Annotated in this window: 16 protein-coding genes; 7 read left to right on the top strand and 9 right to left on the bottom strand. The window is 41.2% G+C overall.

Going from position 1 to position 18,429, the window contains the following annotated elements:
- Positions 1–422: 422 nt before the first annotated feature.
- Both V7783_RS14045 and V7783_RS14050 read left to right on the top strand, forming a co-directional pair.
- A complete protein-coding gene (locus V7783_RS14045; RefSeq protein WP_335679242.1) occupies positions 423–836 on the top strand; it encodes a hypothetical protein in 414 nt (137 codons plus the stop codon).
- Between the two features lie 121 nt (positions 837–957).
- A complete protein-coding gene (locus V7783_RS14050; RefSeq protein ID WP_335679243.1) occupies positions 958–1,920 on the top strand; it encodes a hypothetical protein in 963 nt (320 codons plus the stop codon).
- A gap of 498 nt (positions 1,921–2,418) precedes the next feature.
- Here V7783_RS14050 and pyrF read toward each other — a convergent pair whose 3' ends face one another.
- From pyrF to gyrA, 9 genes are all read right to left on the bottom strand, one after another.
- Positions 2,419–3,123 (bottom strand): orotidine-5'-phosphate decarboxylase, encoded by a 705-nt coding sequence (pyrF, locus tag V7783_RS14055; protein ID WP_335679244.1) that lies wholly within the window; start codon positions 3,121–3,123, stop codon positions 2,419–2,421.
- Between the two features lie 33 nt (positions 3,124–3,156).
- The gene (gene lapB / locus V7783_RS14060; RefSeq protein WP_064666289.1) at positions 3,157–4,293 is read right to left on the bottom strand and encodes a lipopolysaccharide assembly protein LapB; all 1,137 of its coding nucleotides are present in this window, start codon (positions 4,291–4,293) and stop codon (positions 3,157–3,159) included.
- Positions 4,294–4,295: 2 nt separating this feature from the next.
- Complete coding sequence (locus tag V7783_RS14065; RefSeq protein ID WP_016707217.1) at positions 4,296–4,577, bottom strand: lipopolysaccharide assembly protein LapA domain-containing protein; 282 nt, start codon at positions 4,575–4,577, stop codon at positions 4,296–4,298.
- Positions 4,578–4,598: 21 nt separating this feature from the next.
- Positions 4,599–4,886: an integration host factor subunit beta gene (gene ihfB / locus V7783_RS14070; protein ID WP_016707218.1), complete on the bottom strand. Its 288-nt coding sequence runs from the start codon at positions 4,884–4,886 to the stop codon at positions 4,599–4,601.
- A gap of 62 nt (positions 4,887–4,948) precedes the next feature.
- Positions 4,949–6,616 carry a 30S ribosomal protein S1 gene (gene rpsA, locus V7783_RS14075; RefSeq protein ID WP_029216020.1) on the bottom strand — a complete coding sequence of 556 codons (1,668 nt, stop codon included), beginning with the start codon at positions 6,614–6,616 and terminating at the stop codon, positions 4,949–4,951.
- A gap of 94 nt (positions 6,617–6,710) precedes the next feature.
- Positions 6,711–7,421, bottom strand: coding sequence for a (d)CMP kinase (gene cmk / locus V7783_RS14080; protein WP_192541935.1), 711 nt, complete (start codon positions 7,419–7,421; stop codon positions 6,711–6,713).
- A 107-nt stretch (positions 7,422–7,528) separates the two neighbouring features.
- Positions 7,529–8,806 (bottom strand): 3-phosphoshikimate 1-carboxyvinyltransferase, encoded by a 1,278-nt coding sequence (gene aroA, locus V7783_RS14085; RefSeq protein ID WP_335679245.1) that lies wholly within the window; start codon positions 8,804–8,806, stop codon positions 7,529–7,531.
- Positions 8,806–9,888 (bottom strand): 3-phosphoserine/phosphohydroxythreonine transaminase, encoded by a 1,083-nt coding sequence (gene serC, locus V7783_RS14090; protein ID WP_335679246.1) that lies wholly within the window; start codon positions 9,886–9,888, stop codon positions 8,806–8,808. The genes aroA and serC overlap by 1 nt, the downstream gene beginning before the upstream one ends.
- 78 nt (positions 9,889–9,966) lie before the next feature.
- On the bottom strand, positions 9,967–12,666 hold the full coding sequence (gyrA, locus tag V7783_RS14095; RefSeq protein ID WP_335679247.1) for a DNA topoisomerase (ATP-hydrolyzing) subunit A: 2,700 nt from the start codon (positions 12,664–12,666) through the stop codon (positions 9,967–9,969).
- Between the two features lie 179 nt (positions 12,667–12,845).
- Here gyrA and ubiG point away from each other — a divergent pair, with 179 nt between their 5' ends.
- The 5 genes from ubiG to yfaE all read left to right on the top strand — a co-directional run bounded on the left by ubiG (position 12,846) and on the right by yfaE (position 18,395).
- The gene (gene ubiG / locus V7783_RS14100) at positions 12,846–13,556 is read left to right on the top strand and encodes a bifunctional 2-polyprenyl-6-hydroxyphenol methylase/3-demethylubiquinol 3-O-methyltransferase UbiG (protein ID WP_335679248.1); all 711 of its coding nucleotides are present in this window, start codon (positions 12,846–12,848) and stop codon (positions 13,554–13,556) included.
- The gene (locus V7783_RS14105) at positions 13,556–14,239 is read left to right on the top strand and encodes an HAD family hydrolase (protein WP_335679249.1); all 684 of its coding nucleotides are present in this window, start codon (positions 13,556–13,558) and stop codon (positions 14,237–14,239) included. The genes ubiG and V7783_RS14105 overlap by 1 nt, the downstream gene beginning before the upstream one ends.
- Positions 14,240–14,640: 401 nt before the next feature.
- The gene (gene nrdA, locus V7783_RS14110; RefSeq protein WP_192541939.1) at positions 14,641–16,923 is read left to right on the top strand and encodes a class 1a ribonucleoside-diphosphate reductase subunit alpha; all 2,283 of its coding nucleotides are present in this window, start codon (positions 14,641–14,643) and stop codon (positions 16,921–16,923) included.
- Between the two features lie 69 nt (positions 16,924–16,992).
- The gene (gene nrdB / locus V7783_RS14115) at positions 16,993–18,123 is read left to right on the top strand and encodes a class Ia ribonucleoside-diphosphate reductase subunit beta (protein ID WP_335679250.1); all 1,131 of its coding nucleotides are present in this window, start codon (positions 16,993–16,995) and stop codon (positions 18,121–18,123) included.
- Positions 18,123–18,395: a class I ribonucleotide reductase maintenance protein YfaE gene (yfaE, locus tag V7783_RS14120; protein WP_335679251.1), complete on the top strand. Its 273-nt coding sequence runs from the start codon at positions 18,123–18,125 to the stop codon at positions 18,393–18,395. The genes nrdB and yfaE overlap by 1 nt, the downstream gene beginning before the upstream one ends.
- Positions 18,396–18,429 lie beyond the last annotated feature (34 nt).

The raw sequence follows: 18,429 nt of genomic DNA on the forward strand, positions 1-18,429 counted from the left end.
GCGGTCAGCGGTCAGCGGTCAGCGGTCAGCGGTCAGCGGTCAGCGGTCAGCGGTCAGCGGTCAGCGGTCAGCGGTCAATTTAAAATGATATAGAAAAGAGTAAAGTGAAAGCTTTGCTCTTTTTTGTTTTATAAGCTTCAATGGCAACTATGAGTGATAACTGTTCATTGGTTAAGTTAAACTTAAACCTGTATTGATGAGTAGAATTCTAATTTTGTCCGGTAACATTATTAAACGCCGTTTTGGTGCAAAATAACAAGCTCAATTCCTAGCTATTTTAATTATTTGTTTACAATGGTAATTTTTGGTGAAATTATCAGGGTATGTAATATACGCCGTTTTGGTGTGTTATAAACCACCAAAATGGTGTTCAATAAAATTGTTATAAGCCACTCTAGTTTGGTACTAAATTTAGGAAAATGATGAAAAAAACTCTTTTACTGCTGATGACTCTTTCGCTATTCGCATGCTCTCCGAACCCTAGGCTTGATGCAAACGAAGAATTCGAACGACTCTATGTCGCACTTGGAATGGAAGAAATCTTAAGTTCATTTGACGGTGAAATTAATATCAGTCCTGAAAAATTTCTTTCAGAAAAGTTGAGTGATTTACCTGAAAATCAAAAAAGAATTTTCATCGAGTCTATGCCTTCAAAAATAATGACTGATCCTATCAATATAAATGCTGCTAAAGTTGTATTTAAAACAAAACTTCTCTCGTTATTAACAGCCGAAGAGTTAAAAATTGCAGCAGATTTTTATTCTAGTAATGTTGGCTTAAAGGCTCATCGAGCAATTATAGAGGCGGAAGTGGCTGTTTCTGAATCTTTAGATTGAATAAATGGCTTATAACAAGGCGCTAAACTAGGAAAAAATTCAATAAGCTCGTCGCTTCGCTCGATTTTAGCTTATTCAATTTTTCCTGTTAGCTAAGCGTTAAGCCTATTGGGGGGCATTAATGAGTAAGTATGAATTGAAAGATGCTATTGATGAACATATGCCGCTTATTGATGAAATTCTCCAAGAGTCAAAAGTAGCTATATTTGATCGGTTTATGCGAGCTGCTTCAATTTTTGTTGATGTTGCAATAACTGATTCTAGTTTTGGAAGCAAAGAAGAGCTTCTTAAAAGTGAAGCTTTTTTTAAGGGAATAATTCCATTGGTAAACGACTGGTATTTTGAGAAATATGGCGAGCTCGCGAAAAATCCAAAGGATATAATTTATTCGGGAATTGTTAATCCCTATGGGCAACCTGTACTAGTAAAAATCCCATCTACAACTAGTAGAGTTGAAGTACCAAATGAAACAGCATGGCTTACTTTTCCAGATTGCCTGCAAGAAAGCGAGTCATTACCCGATATGATTCAAACTCCATTGATACTGGATAAGCTACCCACAAATGAACAAGAGGTACTACTTTCTGAGTTCGATGAAGTTGTATCTATGACGCGATCGATAAACCTAAATATAATGTCTGCTAGCGAACTTGATGCAGAAACTACTCATATGGCACAAGGAATATGGAGTCATTTTGAAAAAGCTATTACGGATATCCTTTCATTTAAAAATCATCAAGCGTCTATTGGGTGTTGGGAGTTACATCTAGCAATAGAAAAAACGCTAAAAGTGTATCTAAAGCAGGCCGATGGAAAGAAATACTTTGGACACAATTTGAACACACTCGGGGATAAAGCAAGGGACTATATTCCAGAAATTGACTTATCAATGATAAAATCGTTGCCAAGTGACAAAGATGCTATCCAGCTTCGATACTCCGAATTAGTTCATAATGTTGATGAAGCTGTGGATTATTATAAAAAAGCATTGGCATTGGTTTTCTTTATAACTAGCAAATTATCCCGAAAGTATAAGTTCAATAACGCGTCTTTCTTAATAAAAATGGCACCTTGGGCAAAGTAAGGCCTAATCGGGTAGCCGAAGGTCTCTAACCTCCAGCCCCCGCACCACCCATCATGCGCTTTTTATTAGCAGGTAGTGCAATGGGCGGTTCACCTCCCGTAATGAATATTGATCTAAAAACTGCGTACTTTGGTGCGGGCTATTGCGCCATTGCCATATAAACACTCCGTGGGTCTATCATCTGTATTACTCTTAAGCGCAGCGTCTCTTAACCTCTTTGTGAATAATTTACTAAGTTTTTTTGCACAAAGAGAAGGGAATGAGAAGTAAATGAGGGGAAACTTAGCGCTTAGTATTGGCATGGTTAAACCACCAATAAAAATAAATTAAAATCGAGTTGTTCTACAGGCTCGTGCCGACCATCTGCAACTGCCAAATTCCAAATTCTAGCCTATTCATCGCCAACTTATTAAGTTTGTATACCTAGAAACAAAAAGAGCAAAGTAAATACTTTGCTCTTTGTTCTTTGTATTAGTAATAGTTAAAAATAACGCTTGTTTATTTTATCGAGTCATTAATTTCTTTAAGAACCGCAACAGGGTCTGCAGCTTGGGTGATCGGACGTCCAACAACTAGGTAATCACTGCCATCATCAATCGCTTGCTTTGGTGTCATAATACGTTTTTGATCCCCTGCATCACTGCCTGCAGGGCGAATGCCTGGGGTCACTAGTTTAAAATCTTCACCTAGCTCTGCTTTCAATTTCTTCGCTTCTTGTGCTGAGCACACTACCCCGTCAAGGCCTGATTCTTTGGCAAGTTTTGCTAAATAAATAACCTGATCTTCTGGGGTTTTATCAACCCCTAAACGAGTTAGCTCTGCGGCATCCATACTGGTTAAAACAGTAACCGCAATTAGCAGTGGCGCTTTATCACCAAATTGCTCAAGCGCTTGTTTGGCTTTAGTCATCATTTCGACACCACCACTGGCATGAACATTAACCATCCAAACACCCATTTTGGCCGCGGCAGTAACCGCTTTGGCAACCGTATTTGGAATATCATGAAATTTAAGATCTAAGAATACGTCAAAGCCTAAATCAATCAGCTCTTTAACAAACGCAGGGCCAAAGTAGGTAAACATTTCTTTACCTACTTTTAATCGACACGTGTCAGGAGAAAGTTGTTTAACAAAATTTAATGCTGTTTGCTGATCATCATAATCAAGGGCTATAAGAACTTTTTTTGATTGTTCGAGAGACATAACTTTCCTAAAACGAATTGAATATAAGTAAAATTAAAAACCGTCTAAGCCACGGCTTGGGACTATGGTTTCCCAATGTTTACACGACGGGCAAACCCAATAAATGGTATGGCTAGTAAAACCACAGTGTTGGCACTGAAAATCTGGCTTTGTTGCAATATAAGAGGTTACCAATTTATCTATTTGATCTAACACTTCTTTAATATCATTATTTTGTTTTGCTAATAGCTGTAATAAAAAACTAAAGCCGCGAATAGTCGGCTGGCGTTTTAAACTATCAGTTAAAAATTTGATTGCTTGCTCGGTATGCCCTTGCTCTAGTAATGCTTTACAGTGTTTTATTTTTATTAGTACACCGCCTTTATCAAGCAATTGCAGCAGTAATTCATGAAATTGGTGGGTTAAGTTTAATTGCTCGTAACTATGCGCTAAGTCATCAATAAACAAGGGCGCAAAGAAGGTAAAATTGCAGATCAGCTCTCGCCAATAATAAATCGCTTTTACATAATCTTCTTTTGCAAACGCTGATTTACCAAGCTCATATAAGGGTCTAATTGCTTTTTGATTGAGGCTAATAGCTTTGCGCATAATTTGCGGATCATTTTCGATTAATGCCGCTTCACAATAAAAGTTAGCTATGGCCTTGAAGTGTTGTGGTTTAGAAAATAAATCGCTGTGTGCTTCAAACATATTGATACCTTTTTCCCATTCACGCGTTTGTGAATATAGATTAAGTATCGGCTCTAATGCATCACTGTGATTTGCTTTAACTAACCAAACAAGATGTTCTTCTGCGCCATCAAGTAACCCTGCCATAATATAATCTTCAGCAAGTTCAAGGCGACTAGTCGCAGCTTGTTGTTCATTAAGGCTTGGGTGTTTAAGGAGTAATTCGTGGATTTTTATTGCGCGATCTAATTCACCGCGGCGGCGAAACATCGTTGCGAGTGTAGAATAATGCTCGACAGAATCTGCTGCAACTTCAAGTAAATTGATAAGGTGTTCAAGACCTTGGTCTTCTTCTCTATCAAGTAAAAACTTTAAGCCTTTACTGTATTCAGAAGTGATCTGACGATTAAGTTGATGAGCTTGGTTTTTAGCGCTATTTTTACCCATGATCCAGCCATAACCAGCCGCAACAGGTAAAAGTAAAAACAAAAGCTCAATCATAGTTAGGTGTCTTTATTAGCAACAAGCTTATTATTATCTTTTTCAGGCGCTAACTTTTTCTTCAACCGATAGTTTTGCCACTTCAATTGCGAAAACAATTTAAAGCTAATAAAACAACCAATTGCGACACCTAAAGCAAAGCAGATACTTATTATCATTGCGAGGGGTAAAGTATTGCTGGCAATAATATAATTTATTTGCACTAACTGTGGATTTTGCGAACCAAGTACAAATGCAAAAATTAAGCATATTGCTACCAGGATAATTTTTAATACCCTAAACAAGTAACTACTCCAACTAAATAACTAGGCAATGCTCGCGTTTACGCGATCTCGTAACTCTTTGCCTGGTTTAAAATGTGGTACGTGCTTACCTTCAAGCTCAACTGTGTCGCCAGTCTTAGGATTACGACCTGTGCGTGGTGAGCGAAAGTGTAGTGAGAAACTACCAAAGCCACGGATCTCAATGCGATCTGAGCTTGATAATGAGCCGGCCATTTGTTCAAGAATTTCTTTAACAGCATTTTCAACATCTTTCACAGGTACATGTGCGTGTTGCTCGGCTAATTGTTCTATCAATTCTGACTTAGTCATAACGTTTCCTTAAAAAGAGATAAAGGAAGGGCAACACTGCCCTTCCAATTAAGACTGATTAATTAGTCTTTTTGTGCATTTGCGAATGCAGCTGCCATTGCGTTTTCGAACACTGGCTCTTCTTTCTTAAGCTTTTCTAGTACTTCTTTCTCTTCTGCTTCGAAAAGAGCTTTAACAGAAAGGCTTAAAGTGCGGTTCTTACGATCAACACCAACATATTTCACTTCAATCTCGTCGCCTACAGAAACAACAGTAGTTGCATCTTCAACGCGCTCTTGAGCGATATCAGCTACACGGATGTAACCTTCAACGCCTTCGATAAGTTCAACAGTTGCGCCTTTCGCATCAACTTCAGTCACTTTACCTTTAACAATAGCACCTTTTTTGTTTGCATCAAGGTAGTTATTGAATGGGTCAGCTTCGATTTGCTTAACACCTAGAGAGATACGTTCACGCTCTGGGTCAACTTGCAATACGATAGCAGTGATTTCGTCGCCTTTCTTGAATTCACGTACAGCGTCTTCGCCAGGTGTATTCCAAGAAATGTCTGAAAGGTGTACAAGACCGTCAATACCACCGTCAAGACCGATAAAGATACCGAAGTCAGTGATTGATTTGATCTTACCAGTAACTTGGTCGCCTTTGTTTTGAAGACGAGCAAATTCTTGCCAAGGATTAGCAATACATTGCTTAAGACCTAGAGAAATACGACGACGTTCTTCGTCGATTTCAAGAACCATAACTTCAACAGTGTCACCTAGTGAAACAACTTTTGAAGGGTGGATGTTCTTGTTAGTCCAATCCATTTCAGAAACGTGTACTAGACCTTCAACGCCTTCTTCGATTTCTACGAAGCAACCGTAATCAGTAAGGTTAGTTACACGACCAGAAAGTTTAGAACCTTCTGGGTAACGACCAGCGATAGCTGCCCATGGATCTTCGCCAAGCTGTTTAAGGCCTAGAGATACACGAGTTTTATCTTTGTCGAATTTAAGAACTTTAACTGCGATTTCGTCGCCAACATTAACGATTTCTGAAGGGTGCTTAACACGCTTCCACGCCATATCAGTAATGTGTAGTAGACCATCAACACCACCAAGGTCAACGAATGCACCGTAGTCAGTAAGGTTCTTAACGATACCTTTAACTTCTTGACCTTCAACAAGGTTAGCAAGAAGCTCTTCACGCTCTTGTGAGTTTTCTGATTCGATAACTGCACGACGTGAAACAACAACGTTGTTACGTTTTTGGTCAAGCTTGATTACTTTAAATTCAAGCTCTTTGCCTTCAAGGTGAGTTGTGTCACGTACTGGACGAACATCAACAAGTGAACCAGGTAGGAAAGCACGGATTGAATCAACTTCAACAGTGAAACCGCCTTTAACTTTACCGTTGATAACACCAGTAACAGTCTCTTGCTCTTCACATGCTTTCTCAAGACGGATCCACGCTTCGTGACGCTTCGCTTTCTCACGAGAAAGGATAGTTTCACCGAAACCGTCTTCGATTGCATCTAGTGCAACATCTACTTCGTCGCCAACAGCAACTTCTAGTTCACCAGCAGCATTTTTGAACTGCTCTGCAGGGATAGCACTTTCTGATTTAAGACCAGCATCTACAAGTACAATGTTGTTCTCGATTGAGATTACTGTACCTTTAACGATAGAGCCTTGCTCTGCTTCAAAACCCTTTAAGCTTTCTTCAAATAACTGCGCAAAATTTTCTGACATACGAATATACGTCTCATATATTAATACCAATAAGCAACCATGCTGCATGGGGTTGTTAAAATAGCACTGGCATCCTGCTGGCGCATAAAATAGTTTATCGTCGCTTTGGAAGTTTACCTTCGACAATCGCAGCATCTAATAAAGTCATAACCTTATCAAACACTTGCTGCGCATTAAGCTCACTAGTATCGAGCTCAATGGCATCATCAGCTGGCACAAGCGGAGCAACGGCACGATTCATATCGCGCTCATCACGTGCTTGAATATCTTCTAATAGACCACTTAGTGTAACATCAAGACCGCGTTCATTCAACTCAACAAATCGTCTACGCGCACGTTCATCTGCGCTGGCGGTCAAATAAATTTTTAATGGTGCATCTGGAAATACCACAGTGCCCATATCACGGCCATCGGCGATTAAGCCATTTTCAGTACGAAATGCACGTTGGCGACGTAATAATGCTTCTCTAACACGTGGTAAGGCTGCTACTTTCGACGCGGCAGCCCCTACTTCTTCATTGCGAATTGTTGTTGATACATCTTCGCCTTCAAGAATAACTTTACCAGCGTTTGCTTGACTATCTACTAAAAATTGCACATCTAAGTTAGCAGCTAAAGGCACGAGTGCCTCTTCGTTGTCTAGTGCAATTTGATGGTGCAATGCTGCCAGTGCTAATACGCGATAAATTGCGCCACTGTCCAGTACATCCCATCCCAATTTCTCGGCTAACAAGCGACAAACAGTTCCTTTACCTGAACCACTTGGGCCATCAACGGTGATCACCGGCATTAATAACGCCTGCATTTAAACCTCCTGCAATGCACACCAAAATTAAACTGCGACATTATACGTTACTTATTACAATAGATCCGCTTTTTGTATGTAACTTTTTATATTTCAGTCCCTGTTGCTCATTGGCTAACCGATGCTAGTACATTGAAAAACGTTGGAAATGTTTTATATGTACACTTAGGATCGTTAATGGTAATAGGCTTACCGCCCACTGCAACCATGGCAAAACACATGGCGATGCGGTGGTCGTCATAAGTATCAATTGCCACATCGTTAAAGTGTTTTGGCGGTGTTATTTCGATGAAATCTTCACCTTCTACAACCTCAGCGCCCACTTTACGAAGCTCGGTGGCCATAGCATGTAAGCGATCAGTTTCTTTTACGCGCCAATTGTAAATATTGCGAATAGCCGTTGGGCCATCGGCGAATAACGCCACAGTTGCAAGGGTCATTGCCGCATCAGGAATGGCGTTTGCGTCGATATCAACGCCTTTCAATTGGCCTTTACGTACCACTAAGCGCTCGTCATACCAATCAATCTTAGCACCAACCTGCTCCATGACTTTGGCAAACCCGATATCACCTTGGACTGATTTTGCACCAACGCCTTTTATTTCTATTTCACCGCCGGCAATTGCAGCAGCTGCAACAAAATAAGAAGCCGATGACGCATCCCCTTCAACCATAATACGCTCAACAGCTTGGTATTGCTGCGCGCCTTTCACGGTAAAGGTTTTATAATCATCGTGTGTGACAGAGATACCAAATCGCGCCATGACATCTAGCGTGATATCAATGTAAGGCTTTGAAACTAAAGTGCCTTTAATGGTGATGTTGGTATCGCCATTAAATAACGGCGCAGCCATTAATAAGGCTGTTAAAAATTGGCTCGAGATACTGCCATCAATTTCAACGTTGCCGCCGTTTATTTGCCCGCCAACAATTTTAAGTGGCGGATAATCTTTATTTTTTAAATAACGAACGTCACCACCTAGCGCTTGCAGAGCATCCACTAGATGACCAATTGGGCGCTCTTCCATACGTGGCTCACCAACTAATTCATAGTCACCTTTAACGGCGGCAAGTACCGCAGTAAGTGGCCGATAAGCTGTGCCTGCATTACCTAAAAATAACGGCTCTGAGGGCGTTAATAACTGCCCGCCTACGCCTTGTACTGTGGCTACCGTTTTATCGTCATTTAAACTTACCTGTACGCCTAACTGTTTAAGCGCACCTAACATGTGGCGAATATCATCGCTATCGAGTAGGTTTTCGACCACAGTAGTCCCTTTAGCAAGGGCTGCTAATAGTAAAATGCGGTTAGAAAGACTTTTTGATCCCGGTAACGTAACGCTGCCATTTACCTTACTAATCGGCTCTAAACGTAACTGTTCCATTAGCTGTGCTCCTTGGCAAATTGTGCCATAAAGTCAACTAACGCTTGTACGCCCTCAAGTGGCATGGCGTTATAAATACTCGCACGCATACCGCCAACAATACGATGCCCTTCAAGTGCCAGTAAACCTGCTTCTTTAGCTTGTGCTAAAAACGCTGCATTTAAGCTTTCATCGTTTAACCAAAAAGGTACGTTCATACGTGAACGACAGTGCTTTGCCACTTTATTATTATAAAATGATGATTCATCAATAAAGCCGTAAAGCAGTTCTGCTTTAGCAATATTTTGCTGCTCCATGGCTTTTACACCGCCATTTTGCTCAAGCCAGTCAAATACTTCTGCCGCTAAATACCAAGCAAATGTCGGTGGCGTGTTATACATGCTGCCTTGTTTTACTTCGAGTGCGTAATCGAATATGCCTGGTTTTGCGACCCCTTCACGTTCAAGCAAGGTTTTACGAATGATCACTATGGCAAGGCCTGATGGGCCAATGTTTTTTTGCGCACCGGCATAAATTAAATCAAACTGATCAACATCAAATTCACGCGATAAAATCGTCGATGACATATCAGCAACGATCGGCGCTGTTGGGTGACTTGGTACATCAAATACTTCTATGCCATCAATGGTTTCATTTGGGCAATAATGGATGTATGACGGATCTGCTGGAAATTGCCATTCGCTGACCGGTTTGATAGAAAATTGCTCGTTTGTGTCATTACGTACATCAAGCTCAGTGACTGTGGTGAATTTTACCGCTTCGTCAACTGCGCCTTTAGACCAAACACCGTTTTCACAATATACGGCGGCTTTATTATCGACATGCAGGTTTAATGGCACCGCAGCAAACTGACCGCGGCCACCACCGTGCATAAATAACACTTCAAATTCATCGCTAATATTCATTAGTCGACGCAGGCTTGCTTCACACTTCGCGGTGAGCGCTAAAAACTCTTTACTACGGTGACTAATTTCCATCACCGAGACACCTAAATCTTGCCAATCAACAAACTCTTTTTGTGCCTTTTTCATCACAGCTGGCGGCAACATTGCAGGCCCTGCACAAAAATTATATTTACTCATTACCTTTCCTCATTCCAGTAATTACTTTGCTTTTTAATTATGTATAAAAAAAAGCGGCCGAAGCCGCTTTATATTGGTTTATTCAACCGGTGGATTATCACCAGTTTCATCATTAACCGTTTCAACTACTTCGACGCTTTCGCCTTCGATAATAGCCTCAAGCTCATCGATTTCAATTTCTTCGATACGTTGTAAACCAACTACTTGCTCTTCGTCAATAGTTCTTATCAAAATAACACCTTGGGTATTACGCCCAACGGTAGAAACTTCTTTAACTCGCGTTCGAACAAGCGTACCACGATTAGAGATAATCATGATTTCGTCGTTTTCATCAACTTGTACTGCACCAACCACAGCGCCGTTACGCTCAGACACTTTGATTGATACTACACCTTGAGTCGCACGACTCTTAGACGGGTAGTCTTCAAGTAGCGTACGTTTACCGTAACCGTTTTCAGTCACAGTTAAGATAGCGCCATCAGTCTTAGGTACAATTAACGATACAACACGTTGACCTTCAGGCATCTTAATACCACGAACACCGGTTGCAGTACGACCCATTTGACGTACACCTTTGAACTTGATTTCCGGGTTACCGTTTTCATCAAGTACTGGGTTGCCATTTTCATCTAAAACAGGTGATTCTTCCGCTTCTTTAAAGCGAACAACTTTACCAGCATCAGTAAATAGCATGATTTCGTTGCTACCATCGGTGATATCAACACCAATTAGGCTATCACCGTCATTCAAGTTAACAGCGATAATACCACTGGCACGTTGACGACTATAAGCTGTAAGTGGTGTTTTCTTCACGGTACCGAATGCAGTTGCCATAAAGATGTATTTATTTTCTTCGTATTCACGTACCGGCAATATTGCAGTAATACGCTCGTCAGCTTCAAGTGGTAACAAGTTAACGATTGGTTTACCGCGCGCTGCACGACTGGCCAGTGGTAATTGATACACTTTAAGCCAATATAAACGACCTGCCGTTGAGAAACACAAGATTGTATCGTGGGTATTGGCGACCAGTAGACGTTCGATGAAATCTTCATCTTTCATCTTGGTTGCTGATTTACCTTTACCACCACGACGCTGTGCTTCGTAATCAGACAATGGCTGATACTTCACATAACCTTCATGAGAAAGCGTTACTACAACGTCTTCTTCTGTGATCAAGTCTTCAAGACTAATATCATGAGCCGCGGCGTTGATTTCAGTACGACGTTCATCACCGTATTGCTCTTTAATTTCGACTAGCTCGTCGCGGATAACTTCCATTAAACGCTCAGGATTAGCAAGAATATATAAAAGCTCGGCAATTAAATCTAATAACGTTTGGTATTCGCTTAGAATCTTTTCATGCTCAAGACCGGTTAACTTGTGTAAACGTAAGTCAAGGATCGCTTGGGCTTGTTGCTCAGAAATATAATACTGACCATCACGGATACCTAAGTCATCTGCTAACCAATCAGGGCGTGCAACGTTTGCTTCACCCGCTTTTTCAAGCATGGCTTTCACATTACCTAATTCCCACGGACGACTTGCTAGTGCGACTTTAGCTTCAGCAGGTGTTGGTGAGTTACGGATAAGCTCGATAATTGGGTCGATATTAGCAAGTGCAATTGCTAAACCTTCTAGCATGTGCGCGCGGTCACGGGCTTTGCGTAAATCAAATACCGTACGACGGGTTACCACTTCACGGCGGTGAATAATAAACTCTTCAAGCATTTCTTTTAAGTTGAAACACTTCGGTTGATTATTAATTAACGCAACCATGTTCATACCAAACACAGTTTGTAACTGAGTTTGTGCATACAGGTTGTTTAAGATCACTTCGCCTACGTCACCACGTTTGATCTCGATAACGATACGCATACCGTCTTTATCTGATTCATCACGTAATGCGCTAATACCTTCAATCTTCTTATCTTTAACAAGCTCAGCAATCTTTTCGATTAAGCGGGCTTTATTTACTTGATAAGGGATTTCGTGAACGATAATCGTCTCACGATGGGTCTTTTCGTCGACTTCAATTTCTGCGCGAGCACGCATGTACACTTTACCACGGCCTGTTAAATAGGCTTGTTCGATGCCTTTTTTACCGTTGATAATTGCTGCAGTTGGAAAATCTGGACCCGGAATATAATCCATTAATTCATGAATCGTTAGATCTGGGTTTTGAATAAGTGCTAAGCAACCGTTCACAACTTCAGTTAAGTTATGAGGAGGGATATTGGTTGCCATACCTACCGCAATACCCGAAGAACCGTTCACTAATAAGTTAGGTACTTTAGTTGGTAATACGTCAGGAATTTGTTCTGTACCATCGTAGTTAGGCACAAAATCAACCGTCTCTTTCTCAAGATCAGCTAATAGCTCATGAGACATTTTCGCCATACGGACTTCGGTATAACGCATTGCTGCTGCCGAGTCACCGTCAACTGAACCAAAGTTACCTTGGCCGTCAACTAACATATAACGTAAAGAGAAAGGCTGAGCCATACGAACAATGGTGTCGTACACTGCACTATCGCCATGGGGATGGTATTTACCAATTACGTCACCAACCACACGGGCTGATTTTTTGTAAGGCTTATTCCAATCATTATTAAGCTCGTTCATAGCAAACAAAACGCGGCGGTGAACAGGTTTTAAGCCATCACGTACGTCTGGTAGTGCTCGTCCTACGATTACGCTCATCGCGTAGTCTAAGTAGGAGTTTTTTAACTCGTCTTCAATATTGACTGGCAGAATTTCGTTGGCGAAATCAGTCATTTGATATCACATTCCTTCAGTATTTCCCCACAAAGTGCCGCATACGGGCGCTTGCGAGGATATTAGTTATTATTACCAAGTCATGCTACCACAATTAATTTAAATTTACAGGCGCTAAATCTTTGCGATTTATCAATTTCACCCTATATAATGGCCTCAGATTGACGAGGAAGTTTTTTATGACCGAACATCAGAATGTAGATAGTGCAGAAATTGCAAAGTTTGAAGCCATTGCCGAGCGATGGTGGGACCGCGACGGGGAATTTAAACCCCTTCATGAAATTAACCCGTTACGATTAGATTTTATCGCCGATAAAGCCAACGGCTTATTTGATAAAGAAACCCTAGATGTAGGCTGTGGTGGTGGCATCCTCAGTGAAAGCATGGCGCGAATGGGCGCAAAGGTTACTGGCATCGATATGGGCCAAGAGCCATTAACCGTTGCTAAACTACATAGTTTAGAAACCGGTGTGAAAGTCGAGTACATCAAAGTACCTGCCGAGCAGTATGCGCAAGAGCACCCTGCTCGCTTTGATACTATTACGTGTATGGAAATGTTAGAGCACGTTCCAGATCCTGCTTCTATCATTCATGCAGTGGCGGCATTAGCTAAACCTGGCGCTGATGTGTTTTTTTCTACGCTCAACAAAACCCCTAAAGCCTATCTGTACGCCATTATTGGTGCAGAGAAGTTATTGAAAATGGTGCCAGAGGGCACACACGACCACAAAAAGTTTATCAAACCAGCGCAACTCATTGCATGGGCAGAGCAAGCAGGGTTAAAAGTACGTGCAAGTGCTGGGCTCAGTTATAACCCGCTATCAAAGCAGTACAGCTTAAATACCGATGTGAGCGTTAATTATATTCTTCACTTTGAGAAACTTGCGTAATGGCTGGTTTTAACACAGCAGCATCAGCAATTGACTACGACGCCTTTATTTTTGACCTTGATGGCACCTTACTTGATACTGCAGACGATCTTGGTGCTGCGCTAAATAGTGTATTGTCAGCACATGATCAACCTACGGTATGCGCCAATGTTTACCGCCCAGCGGCATCAAATGGAGCAGTAGCACTGCTAGAGGCGGGATTTGGCCAGCACTGGCCCACCCACCCGCAACAAGATGCTTTGCGCCAACAGTTACTCACGGCCTACGCTGATAATATTGCCACTCATAGCCAATGCTTCACGGGTATCGCACAATTATTAATTGCGCTTGAGCAGCAACAGATCAAATGGGGGATCATGACCAACAAGCCGGAGTTTTTGACCACTCCCTTAGTGGCTGCAATCTCTGAGTTAAGTGATGCGCAAGCAATTGTCTGTGGTGACACACTAAACGTGGCAAAACCTTCACCGTTACCTTTACTTCACACAGCGCAACTATTAGATGTCGACCCGAGTCGCTGTTTGTATGTAGGTGATGCCGAGCGCGACATTATCGCAGCTAAAGCCGCGAACATGCACAGTGCAACTGCGTTGTGGGGATATATCCCCAGTGAAGAAGAAGCGTTGAGCTGGCAAGCTGACTTTAATTGGCAGTCACCTATTGATGCATTTAACCATATATAGTGGCTTGCTAATAATTAAACACTATATATTGTGATCGTGTTATTTTTTGCACATTGTTTGCTGATAAAAAAAGCAGCCTAAATTTATTTTTAAAATGGTTAAATTTAATAGATCATCAGTTGATTTTTATAAATTTCATTTTAATCAAATGGTCAAAGGTTAATGGCTACTAACACAAACGTGTTATCCCGACGTTATCCACAATGTGGGGCATTTATGCCCCTTGCAAATGATCGCATACCACACTATCTTGTGATCCAGAGTTTGATGAACACCAGATGTTGTGGCTAAATGTTATTCAATTAAATTCGCGCTAGAACAGTCTTATGACAATAAAATATTTATTTTAAGAAAAATGTGTCACTAAAAAATTTTATATCCCAAGGAATACAGGCAAAACTATGAACCAACAGCTATCTGTAAGCAAACGTGACGGCCGTAAAGAGTCACTTGATTTAGATAAGATCCATCGCGTTATTGCTTGGGCCGCCGAAGGTCTAAATAATGTGTCTGTCTCACAAGTTGAGCTAAAATCACACATCCAATTCTACGATGGCATCCGTACTGAAGACATCCATGAAACGATTATTAAAGCAGCCGCTGATCAGATTTCAAAAGAATCACCTGATTACCAATATTTAGCCGCCCGTTTAGCTGTATTCCATTTACGTAAAAAAGCTTATGGTCAGTTTGAGCCGCCGCGTTTATACGACCACATTGTCAAGCTGGTAGAAGATAAGCGCTACGATGCTCACTTACTTGCTGATTACACCGAGCAAGAAATTGATCAACTAGACGAATACCTTGATCACGCACGCGATTTAAACTTCAGCTACGCCGCAGTTAAGCAGCTTGAAGGCAAATATTTAGTGCAAAATCGTGTCACAGGTAAAATTTATGAAAGTGCACAGTTTTTATATATTCTTGTTGCCGCAAGCTTGTTCTCTGATTACCCGAAAGAAACGCGTTTAGATTACATCAAACGTTTTTATGATGCGGTATCAATGTTTAAAATTTCATTACCTACGCCAATCATGGCGGGGGTACGTACGCCTACTCGTCAATTCAGTTCATGTGTACTAATTGAATGTGGTGATAGCCTAGATTCAATCAACGCTACTTCTTCTGCGATTGTAAAATACGTATCACAACGTGCAGGTATTGGTATTAATGCGGGTCGTATTCGTGCACTTGGTAGCCCTATTCGCAATGGCGAAGCGTACCACACCGGTTGTATTCCTTTTTATAAGCACTTTCAAACAGCGGTTAAAAGCTGTTCGCAAGGTGGTGTGCGCGGCGGTGCAGCGACCCTTTTCTACCCACTGTGGCATTTAGAAGTAGAAAACTTACTCGTGCTTAAAAACAACCGTGGTGTTGATGATAACCGCGTGCGTCACTTAGATTACGGTGTGCAGTTTAATAAACTAATGTACGCGCGCTTAATTAAAGATGATTATATCACCTTATTTAGCCCGTCAGACGTTCCGGGGCTTTACGATGCCTTTTTTGAAGATCAAGATGAATTCGATCGTCTTTACGTACAATACGAGCAAGATGAATCAATTCGTAAAAAGCGTATTAAAGCCATTGAATTGTTCTCAATGTTTGCACAAGAGCGTGCCAGCACAGGTCGTATTTATTTACAAAATGTCGATCACTGTAATACACATAGCCCGTTTATTGCTAAAGTGGCGCCTATTCGTCAATCTAACTTATGTTTAGAAATTGCTTTACCGACAAAACCGCTTAGCAATGTCAATGACGAAGAAGGCGAAATCGCCCTTTGTACGCTATCGGCATTTAACTTAGGTGCGATTGAGTCACTGGATGAGCTTGAAGAATTAGCAGAGCTTGCGGTACGTGCCTTAGATAACTTATTAGATTTCCAAGACTACCCTGTTCCTGCTGCACATAATGCAACGATGGGTCGTCGTACTTTAGGTATCGGTGTTATCAACTACGCTTACTACCTCGCTAAAAATGGTAAGCGTTATTCTGATGGCAGTGCCAATGCATTAACGCATAAGACCTTCGAAGCGATTCAATATTACTTGATGAAAGCGTCGAATGAGCTTGCTAAAGAGCGTGGTGCGTGCCCTAAATTTAACGAAACTACATACTCACAAGGCATTATGCCGACTGATACTTACAAGCGTGATTTAGACAAAATTTGTGATGAGCCACTGCATTTAGATTGGGATACATTACGTGCCAATATTAAAGAGCATGGTATGCGTAACTCGACGTTATCTGCATTGATGCCTTCTGAAACATCGTCGCAAATTTCTAATGCAACCAATGGTATTGAGCCACCGCGCGGTCATATCAGTGTTAAAGCCAGTAAAGATGGTATTTTAAAACAGGTTGTTCCTGAGTATGAGCGTTTAAAAGATAACTATGAATTATTGTGGGATATCCCATCAAATAAAGGTTACATAGAGCTTGTTGGTATAATGCAAAAGTTTGTTGATCAAACAATCTCTGCAAATACTAACTACGACCCAAATAAGTTTGAAGGTGGTAAAGTACCGATGAAGGTATTACTACAAGACTTATTAGGCGCATATAAGCTTGGCGTTAAGACCCTTTACTATCACAACACCCGCGATGGTGCGTCTGATGCACAAGATGACACACCTGAAGTGGAAGATGATGATTGTGCAGGCGGCGCGTGTAAAATCTAATCGATAATAAATATAAATTGCAAGCGGGCCTTAAGCCCGCTTTGTCCTGTTCGTTTTTTGAGTGATCTTATGTCTTATACTACTTTTAGCCGAAACCATAATAACCAATTACAAGAACCGATGTTTTTCGGCCAAACCGTTAACGTATCGCGTTATGATCAACAGAAGTACCCTATTTTCGAAAAGTTAATTGAAAAACAATTGTCGTTCTTTTGGCGTCCTGAAGAAGTCGATGTAAGCAAAGACCGCTTAGATTTCCAAGCCCTGCCTGAGCACGAAAAGCATATCTTTTTAAGTAACTTAAAATATCAAACCTTGCTTGATAGTGTACAAGGGCGTTCACCAAATGTGGCACTACTTCCTATCGTATCTATTCCTGAGCTTGAAACTTGGATTGAAACCTGGGCGTTTAGTGAGACGATCCATAGCCGCTCTTACACGCATATCATTCGTAACGTAACGCAATCACCTGAGCTTATTTTTGATGATATCGTTAGTAACGACAAGATCAGCGAACGTGCTGATGCCGTGACTAAATATTACGATGAGTTAATCAATAAAGTGGCTGTGTATAACTTGTACGGTGAAGGTAAACATACTCTTAATGGTGAAACGGTACATATCAGCTTATTTGAACTTAAAAAGCTGTTATACCTTGCCATGATGTCAGTCAACATTCTTGAAGCTATTCGCTTTTATGTCAGCTTCGCCTGTTCATTTGCATTTGCTGAGCGTGAATTGATGGAAGGCAACGCAAAAATAATCAAGCTGATCGCCCGTGATGAGGCGCTTCATCTGTCTGGCACTCAGCATATTTTAAACATCATGCAAGATGGTAAAGACGATCCAGAAATGGCTATTGTTGCGGCGCAGTGTCGTGAAGAAGCAATTAAGATGTTTGTCGATGCCGCTGAGCAAGAAAAAGAATGGGCTGAATACTTGTTTAAAGATGGTTCAATGATTGGTTTAAACAAAGATATTTTGTGTCAATACGTTGAGTACATCACTAATGCACGTATGAATGCGGTAGGTTTACCAACCCAGTTTAAAACTAGCAGTAACCCTATTCCATGGATCAACTCATGGTTAGTATCAGACAATGTACAAGTTGCTCCACAAGAAGCTGAGATCAGCTCTTACCTTGTAGGCCAAATTGATTCGCAAGTTGATGCTGCTGACTTTGGTGACTTTGATCTCTAATGAGCAGCGACAAAACTGCAAAGGTTCACTTTGCAGATAACAGCCAGTGTGTTGAGTTTAACACTGGCTGCCATTCCCTTTTAGACTGCCTTGAACAACAGCAATATGATATCCCTTTTCAATGCCGGGAAGGCTATTGCGGTGCTTGTCGCGCAACTCTTAGCCAAGGACAAGTGATCTACAATGAAGAGCCACTTGCGTTTGTACGTGACGGCGAAGTGCTGCTATGCTGCTGTAAACCCGATGGTGATATTACTCTGAGCTTTAAATAAACCCGCTAAAATAGGTAAATATTTAAGTCGATTG

It is taken from the genome of Pseudoalteromonas sp. (assembly GCF_036960685.1).
In the GTDB taxonomy this organism is placed as follows: domain Bacteria; phylum Pseudomonadota; class Gammaproteobacteria; order Enterobacterales; family Alteromonadaceae; genus Pseudoalteromonas.